2 protein-coding genes and 1 pseudogene are annotated in these 2,695 nt (G+C 46.4%); all 3 read left to right on the forward strand.

Going from position 1 to position 2,695, the window contains the following annotated elements:
• Positions 1-23: 23 nt before the first annotated feature.
• The 3 genes and pseudogenes from INT22_RS12940 to INT22_RS12950 all read left to right on the forward strand — a co-directional run bounded on the left by INT22_RS12940 (position 24) and on the right by INT22_RS12950 (position 2,466).
• A pseudogene (locus INT22_RS12940) lies at positions 24-1,090 on the forward strand (sensor domain-containing diguanylate cyclase).
• Positions 1,091-1,376: 286 nt separating this feature from the next.
• A complete protein-coding gene (locus tag INT22_RS12945; RefSeq protein ID WP_193068352.1) occupies positions 1,377-2,003 on the forward strand; it encodes a LysE family translocator in 627 nt (208 codons plus the stop codon).
• 61 nt (positions 2,004-2,064) lie between these two features.
• Positions 2,065-2,466, forward strand: a complete 402-nt coding sequence (locus INT22_RS12950; protein ID WP_125753711.1) for a PaaI family thioesterase — start codon at positions 2,065-2,067, stop codon at positions 2,464-2,466.
• Positions 2,467-2,695 lie beyond the last annotated feature (229 nt).

Genomic DNA, 2,695 nt, shown 5'->3' on the forward strand with positions numbered 1-2,695 from the left:
CGATAAATTTTGAATAGCCACTTATGCGGGCCAAGAATGGAACGGTCGTCGGATTTATTGGCATTATCCGCTCAGCTCGCTCAACAGATCAGTCTTTGGATACGCTACAAAAGATCCAAAACATAACTTCAGATGTCGCGCTGAGCCAGAGTAATAAAATAGAACGATTGCTTCGGATTGGCCTGGAGCACTTTGGTCTCGAAAAAGCGATTGTTTCTCGTGTTGTGGGAAACCAATACACCATCGAGTACTGCGTTGATCTCAAAGGAGAGCTGGAACCATTAACAACGTTTGATTTGTCGGGAACTTATTGTATTCACACGTTAAGTGCGGGTAAGTCGGTCGGTTTTCATTTCGTGGCGAAAAGTGAAATTAAAAAGCATCCCTGCTACACAAACTTAAAACTGGAGTCGTATATTGGAGCTCCGATAAGATTATCTGGTCAACTATATGGAACTATTAATTTTTCTAGTCCTACTCCGGTTGAGCCATTTTGCAAGGATGATCATATTCTTATTACATTGCTCTCAGATACTGTTAGTTATCTCCTATATAAGAAGCAGTCTGAGGAGGAAATGAAGCGCCTGGCAAGTATTGATGAGTTGACTGGTTTGCCAAATCGGCGCGCAACAATGGAGCGCCTGAGTGAACTAGTAAACCAAGCATCACGGTTTGGTAATAGTTTCAGTGTTCTTTCGATAGATATTGATTATTTTAAGAAGATTAATGATAAATGGGGGCATGCTGCAGGTGATCTAGCATTGACTGAGTTTGCTCGTTTAGCATCGGAGGTAGGGCGCAAAACTGATTGTTGTGGCCGTATAGGGGGGAAGAATTTGTCTTTCTCTTACCCGGTGCAAACTTGGAAGCCAGCCAGAAATTGGGCAATAATCTGAGAAAGCGGTTAGCCGCTGCACCGATCGATGTTGGCAGCGGAGAGTCTACTACGCTAAGCATAAGTGTTGGGGTTGCCATGTTGGAAAATGGCGAGTCTCCCGAAAGCTTACTGGCTCGTGCTGATGAGGCTATGTACAAAGCCAAGAAAGAAGGTAGAGATCGTGTGTACCTTGCATCTCATGCAACCCGTTAAGATACTCGTAAGCTTGCGCTACTCCATGCAAAAGTTTACTTCAAGGCAAAAGTAAAGCTGCCTCACGGCTGACGTTTGTGCGAAACAGCGGCGACAGATGAAGACTTATGGTTTTGTAGCGCGTGGTAAGCCTCCGGCGCACCCGCGAGGAGGGCAGCAGTAGGCTAATAGTTAATAGAGTTCTCTGCTATATAACTCAACGAACCTAACAATAGCGTTGTTAACCACCACCTGAGCAGGAAGTCCCGCTGGCGATGACGTTCGGTTACAGGTAGAAGGAGATGACATGTTTCCACTAGAGGTGTTTGCTACATATACACTGGCATGTTTACTGTTAGTGATTTCCCCAGGGCCAGATAACATGCTGGCGATAGGACGAGGTTTAAGCCAAGGCAGATTGGCCGCAACCGTTTCTGGCTTATCGTCTGGAATGGGAATTCTATTTCACGTGCTAGCGGCGACATTTGGGCTGACTCTTTTAATTCAAACGTCCGAGCTAGCCTTCTATGTGGTCAAGATTATTGGTGCGGGCTATCTCATTTGGTTAGGCGTTAAAGTCCTTCGCTCTCGAAACCTATTTTCCTTAGAGCCTGCAAAAAAACAGTCTTTAAAAACGATATTCTCAACAGGCTTTCTTTCAGCGGCACTCAACCCTAAGCCGGGTATGTTTGTGCTCGCGTTTGTCCCCCAGTTTGTAAACCCCAATTTGGGCTCTGTGACCTGGCAAATGATTGGTTATGGGGTTTGGTTTGCGGCTTTAACAGCGCTAGGTTTCAGCCTTATGGGCGTGTTTTCATCTAGGTTATCGGAATGGCTGAGAAGCAAACCCAGATTGGTTTCTGGGTTAAATATTGGAGCAGGCGTTACGTTTGTCTCATCGGGTCTGGCTGTGGCGTTCATGAAGCAGAGATAGAAACGCTGTCTAATAGTTGTTAGATCTCCAGAGTAGGGCAAGGAGCTGAACATTGAGTGATATGTTAGAGAAAGGAAGAGAGATACTGTCACAGCAATCTTTCAGCTTGCTGTTGGGAGCAAAGCTAGAAGCGTTTGCTGCCGGAAGTGCTGAATTGAGCCTTGAGATTAGAGATGATCTCAAGCAAAACAATGGTTTTGCGCATGGTGGTGTTGTTAGCTACTTGGCGGATAATTGTATTACCTTTGCCGGAGCGTCAGTGCTAGGAAGCTGTGTCACGTCAGAGTACAAAGTAAACTATGTTAGACCCGCGATCGGCGATAAATTGATCGCTAGGTCAACGGTCTTATATTCTGGAAAACGGCAAGCGACCTGTGAGTGTAAGGTCTACGCTCAAGCAGATGGTGAGGAAAAACTGGTAGCCGTTTCTCTTGGCACGATTAGCAGGATTGCGGCATCGTAATCTCCCCCAGCGCTGTGGCGAACTGCTTTTCTGAGAGCTGCTTTTCTGAGGCCGCTGTAAAACGCGCTGTTATTCCTTCCCACTCATCCTCATTGCCTCTCCTGTCACCGCCTTATTCAACAGCCCGCGTTTGCTTGCGATGAGCGTGAGTCAATCGCAAGCGTGTGTGATGCCGTTAACGTGACAGCCCACTATTCACCTGTAGTGTAAGCGTTCATTCCAAGGCGTT

It is taken from the genome of Halomonas sp. 3D7M (genome assembly GCF_014897885.1).
Classification (GTDB): Bacteria; Pseudomonadota; Gammaproteobacteria; order Pseudomonadales; family Halomonadaceae; genus Vreelandella.